Annotated in this window: 5 protein-coding genes; 2 read left to right on the top strand and 3 right to left on the bottom strand. The window is 54.4% G+C overall.

All coding sequences use genetic code 11. The annotated features are described in order from the left end of the window. From H6F43_RS09230 to H6F43_RS09240, 3 genes are all read right to left on the bottom strand, one after another. Positions 1–858, bottom strand: an 858-nt coding sequence (locus H6F43_RS09230; RefSeq protein ID WP_190342497.1) for a hypothetical protein, incomplete at its 3' end; no start/stop codon positions are given. Positions 859–1175: 317 nt separating this feature from the next. Beyond that, entirely contained in the window at positions 1176–2273 is a 1098-nt protein-coding gene (locus H6F43_RS09235; protein ID WP_190342498.1) for a glycosyltransferase family 4 protein, read from the bottom strand. Between the two features lie 8 nt (positions 2274–2281). Further along, positions 2282–3349 carry an EamA family transporter gene (locus tag H6F43_RS09240; RefSeq protein ID WP_190342499.1) on the bottom strand — a complete coding sequence of 356 codons (1068 nt, stop codon included), beginning with the start codon at positions 3347–3349 and terminating at the stop codon, positions 2282–2284. A gap of 248 nt (positions 3350–3597) precedes the next feature. Between H6F43_RS09240 and sppA the strand changes: the two genes are divergently transcribed. Next, positions 3598–4431, top strand: coding sequence for a signal peptide peptidase SppA (sppA, locus tag H6F43_RS09245; protein ID WP_190342501.1), 834 nt, complete (start codon positions 3598–3600; stop codon positions 4429–4431). 162 nt (positions 4432–4593) lie between these two features. Beyond that, positions 4594–4998 carry a chorismate mutase gene (gene aroH / locus H6F43_RS09250; protein ID WP_190342500.1) on the top strand — a complete coding sequence of 135 codons (405 nt, stop codon included), beginning with the start codon at positions 4594–4596 and terminating at the stop codon, positions 4996–4998. The last annotated feature ends 105 nt before the right edge of the window (positions 4999–5103 follow it).

Consider the following 5103-nt stretch of genomic DNA (forward strand, 5'->3'; position numbering starts at 1 on the left):
CAGATTTGCCGCTACCAATTGAGCTACACGCGCACTGCGCCAGTAGTGACTGTGATCATTCACCAGTCCAAACGCCATCGCTACATCACCAATACTCTTCTTCAGAAAGTTCCGTTCGCCCAAGTACTTGTCGCGCAAATACAGCGTCGAGTTATCTAGCTCAAGGCTGGCGCGAATCGGATAGGCAAAAATGTCCGAGGCATTGATGACGTTTATCCAGCGGAGCGGGGCAGTCGTGTAGCGATCGGCAAACTGCTTCAGCTGCTCCATATCCACTTCCAGAATGCGATTAAAAAACAGCAAGGGCGATCCCAAGGTTGTAATGCTCCGCAGCTTGATCTTCCGTCCTTCGCCAGGTCCGCTCAAGCCTTTGATGACGCTGCGAACATAAGAGGCAGGGTCAGCAGCGTCAGACGCAGTCGAAAACAGTAAATCCCACAGAACTACGCTGCCAAGCGAATGAGCAACGATGTGCAAATCTTCCTCGAACGGGGACACCTCCGCCAGAAAACTGAGAAACTGCACTGCAATTAAGCGCCGAACTTCTCGTCCCCGTTTGGTATTGAGGTAGCTGAAAATATCGTTGAAAAAGCCAGAGATCAATTGCTCCCGGCGCTGGCGGTAGTGGAAGATGTCGTCTGGATCAATCTGAGGATTGTCCCACTCAAAGGTCGCAAGGTCCTGCTGCACCCAGTCCCAAACTTGAGTTGTGTTGCCGAGGGCATCGCCCCAGTAGCTAGAGTAAAACTCTGGAATTGGCAAATCTCGATCGCTAAATGCCTCAATCAGGCGCGATCGCAGTGGGTCTGCATAGCCCACCTGCCGCACCGAGGCTCCGTGCATAAACCACACCAGCATGCGCTGTGTCCTCACTGGCTGCTCTGCGGAGTGTACCAGGGCGTCAGCAGACGTGTAAATTCATCGAAAGACAGTAGCAGAGCGATCGTTGTCAGGTTATGCCAATTGGTAATTCGTAATTCGTAGTTTGCAATATTGACTTTCAAGACAGCAGCTACCAAATTGCGGAAGGTCGAGTTCTTCTACGTTTGAGTGATTAGGGTGGTAGTCGAGAGGTCTTGGGGAGCGCTTAGAAATTGGCGACCCTAGAATAGACAAAAGCCGCAGAACCAAGCATTTTTCACGAAGGTTTCATCATTATTGGCGATCGGCAGTTGTTACTTAATCGGTTGCGTTTTGATTGGTTGATGAAGTGTGAGGCAATCGGTGAACCACTGCTCCAACCGATCGCTCATTGCCTCCAGCGAATAGTCCTGTTCTGCTTGCTGACGGCAAGCACGCCGATCCAGCTCGTCAAGTCGGGCGATCGCTGCCACTAACCCCTCAACGCTATCCGGCTCTACCAGCCAACCCGTCTCACCATCGCGGACAATTTCTGCGGGACCACCGCGACGGTACGCAATCACCGGAACACCGCAGGCGAGTGCCTCGATCGCCACATTGCCAAAGGCTTCCACCCAGCGCGGCGTCATCACCAACCCCTGACACATCCCCAGTGCTTGCTGCAGCTCGCCGGTAGGCAGAAATCCCTCATAGGTCACAGGGGCATTCAGGTACGCTTGACGCACTTGCTGCCAATAAGCTTCATCTTGCAGCACACCCCAGACTCGTAGAGGAATCCCCGTTTGCTGTGCGGCAGCAACGGCATCTTCCAGTCCCTTTTCGGGCGCGATCCGCCCAACCCAGCCAAGCTGTCTCTGCGGCTGCGGATTGAACTGATACAGCGACAGATTGAAGCCGTTGCCTAGAACGCGGCAGCGATCGGCAAACGGAAACGTTGCTGCCTGCGCTCGACTGTGAACGGCAATTGTGTGGGGAAATTGCTCTGCGACCCGCGCAATAATGCGGTCCATTGCGTCGGTCAGCGATCCCATACTGACAAGATGGGCGATCGGGCGACGGAAAAACGGCGTTAAGTAGAAGGGCAGCCAGTCGTAAGCAAAATTTAGCAGCAGATCGTACGACTCTTGAACATTGTGGGCATGCTCCCACATACCCGCCAAAACTGAGTTTTTTGACATCACGATCGGGGCGCTGCGTCCTTCACTCTGCGCGGTGGTTTGCCAGTCTCCCGGAATCTCGATCAGCGGAAAGAGAGAGACTGACGTTGCCGGAGCGACGATCGTGATTCGATGCCCTCTCTGTGTCAGCGCTTTAGCAATATTGTGCAGCGTCAGTTCCACCCCGCCGCCGAGTCCAGATCCCAGCGGTCCCACCGAGGTAGAAAGCAGCAGTAGATTCAAGCCGCTAAGCATTTACAGCGTCACTCGTGCTCAGTCACGCGCACGCCCACCTGCGTTAGGTCTGCTAAGGCAGAATCCGTTTGAGGTAGGCAAGGAGCGTCAATGGTCAGCGACGGCTGCTTCTGAAGCAGTTGAGCCAGGCGATCGCGCTGGTTGATCAAATAAATGCTTACCAGCGTCAACCCAACGCCTGCCCACTGAATCGGACTGAGCATTTCCGCCAGAAAGACATTGCCAAACAGCAGCGCAAACACCGGAGTCAGGAACGTTAGCGAACTCAGACTTGTTAGGCTACCGCTCGACGCGAAGTAGAAGAACATACCGTAAGAAACCGCGCTGCCAAAGACTGTCGAGTAGCTCAGTGCCACCCAGTTCGACCAATCCAGATTTGCCCACTGTCCTACCTCAAATTGGGACGACAGCAGAAACAGCGGCAGCCCACCAAGAATCATGTGCCAACCCGTAGCCGTGATTGGGTCTGCATGACGGCTGACTGGACGCATTAGCACCGTTCCCACCGCCATCGACAGCGCCGCCAGCAGCATTAACCACTGCCCATTCTGAAACAGGTTTGTTAATAGATTTCCGCCAAGCTGAAGTTCTTCTGGCAGCGATCGCGTTTGCAACACGCTAAGAATCCACTCGTCCGGCAGTCCTAGCAGGCTAATTCCTCCAATGCCGATCGCCAGTCCCAACCAGCCCCACAGCCCGATTTGTTCACCAAATAGCCACCGCGCCATTAGTGCAACTGCGATCGGCTGCGAGTCGATCATCACAGACCCCAGCCCCGCCCCAGTGCGCGTGAGTCCTTCGGCTAAAAAGCCCTGAAACAGCGCCCCATCCACCAGCGCAAACAGCGCAATCCACAGCCACGCTGCCCAGCCTTTTGGCTGTGGTCTGCCCATGAGGATCCCTGCCGCCAGCACCAGCAAGCCCGCCGGAGCCAGCCGCACTCCCGCCATAAACAGCGGCGTTGTGTTGGGAATCACCCCCTTCATAGCAACCATCGCAGTTCCCCAGAAGAAGAAGGGCGAAATCAGCAGCAGCGGCGCTATAGGTAGACGCGAAGCAGGGAGTTTAGAGGTCATGCTGAGAACGTGTGAAGTGCAACGGGCGCGATCGCAGGGAGTTGTGCAAGCGATGTGTTTAAAATTGTACCTAATCTTGTAGTTATGTTAAGTAGCCGTTTGGACAATTCTGTCCCTTGCCCGTGCCATTCCTGTCCAGCAACTTCAGCACGAATGCGGCACACTAGAGGTTAACGACATTGGCAGCGGCAGACGTTGGCGTCTCCTTGTCGCTTGTTGTGCAGTCTTCGTTTGAATGGTTGACCATCATGATTCGGTTCTTTAAGCCCTTTCGTAAGCAGATTGCTCGCATTGAAATCAATGGGGCGATCGCGAGTGCCACCCGTAAGCGCGTGCTTGAGGCGCTTAAGACGGTTGAAGAGCGCAAGTATCCTGCACTGCTGCTGCGCATCGATTCTCCGGGCGGCACGGTGGGCGACTCTCAAGAAATTTATACCGCGCTTAAGCGGTTGCAAAATAAAACCAAGATTGTCGCTAGCTTCGGCAACATCTCGGCGTCGGGCGGCGTTTACATCGGCATGGGCGCTCAACATATTGTGGCAAACCCCGGCACGATTACAGGTAGCATTGGCGTAATTCTGCGCGGCAACAACTTAGAGCGACTGCTCGAAAAAGTTGGCGTGTCATTTAAGGTGATTAAGTCGGGTCCCTATAAAGACATTTTGGCGTTCGATCGCGAACTGACCGATTCAGAGAAAGGAATTCTGCAAGAGCTAATCGATGTTAGCTATCAGCAGTTTGTGCAAACGGTAGCAGACGCCCGGAGTTTGGCGGTAGAGACCGTGCGGAGCTTTGCGGATGGACGCATCTTCACAGGACAGCAAGCGCTAGAGTTGGGCGTGGTCGATCGTCTCGGTACCGAAGAAGACGCTCGCCGTTGGGCAGCAGAACTCGTCGGACTAGACCCTGAAAAAACCCGCTGCTTCACCCTGGAGGAGCGGAAACCGTTGCTCAATCGGCTGGTGTCCAATGAAGATCGGCTGCATCCGCTGGCGGCGGTTCCGGGATTTACGACCGCAGTGGACTGGTTCGCATTTGAACTCTCTACCAGCGGGCTGCCCCTGTGGCTATATCGTCCGTAACAGCGGAACAGACAGCGGAACAAAAAGTTTCCCTAAGACTGCTGACATTCCTGCTGACGTTCCGGCAGATTCTCGGGCATGATTATGATCGGGATCGATGAGCGATCGCATCGCTCTGATTCCTGTATACAGCACTGTGGTTAAAATCTGGAGGACGCGAGGGTGGGTTGGAAAGTGCGAGCCATTCGGGGGGCAACAACCGTTTCCGAGAATTCAGTTGAAGCGATTCGCGAAGCGGTGCATGAACTGCTGGATGAGCTAGAGGCGCATAACTTCCTCGATCCCGACGACATCATCAGCGTTACATTCTCGGTAACGCGCGATCTAGACGCTGTGTTTCCAGCTGCGATCGCCCGTGAGCGTGCGTGTTGGGCAAATGTACCGCTGTTTGATGTGCAGCAAATGCACGTAGAAGGCAGTCTGCCGCGCTGCATTCGCTTTTTGATTCACATCAACACGCTGGACCCAAACCTGAAGATTCACCATCCCTACCTGCGTCAGGCACGCGGCCTTCGTCCCGATTGGGTGCTGGCACAGACATCGCCACGATCGAAATCTAGACTGTAAATGTTTGGCGAATTCTACACACAGAGGAGACGCGATCGGTCGATCGCGTCTCCTCAAATTTAAGCTTCGACCAGGAGCCTACACTCCAGTCTTCAGTTCGTCAGA

It is taken from the genome of Leptolyngbya sp. FACHB-36 (genome assembly GCF_014695955.1).
Lineage (GTDB): Bacteria > Cyanobacteriota > Cyanobacteriia > Leptolyngbyales > Leptolyngbyaceae > FACHB-36.

Excerpts from the sequence above, each read along its gene's own strand:
- H6F43_RS09240 (WP_190342499.1), bottom strand. The coding sequence starts at position 3,349 with ATGACCTCTAAACTCCCTGCTTCGCGTCTACCTATAGCGCCGCTGCTG.
- H6F43_RS09235 (WP_190342498.1), bottom strand. The coding sequence starts at position 2,273 with ATGCTTAGCGGCTTGAATCTACTGCTGCTTTCTACCTCGGTGGGACCG.
- sppA (WP_190342501.1), top strand. The coding sequence starts at position 3,598 with ATGATTCGGTTCTTTAAGCCCTTTCGTAAGCAGATTGCTCGCATTGAA.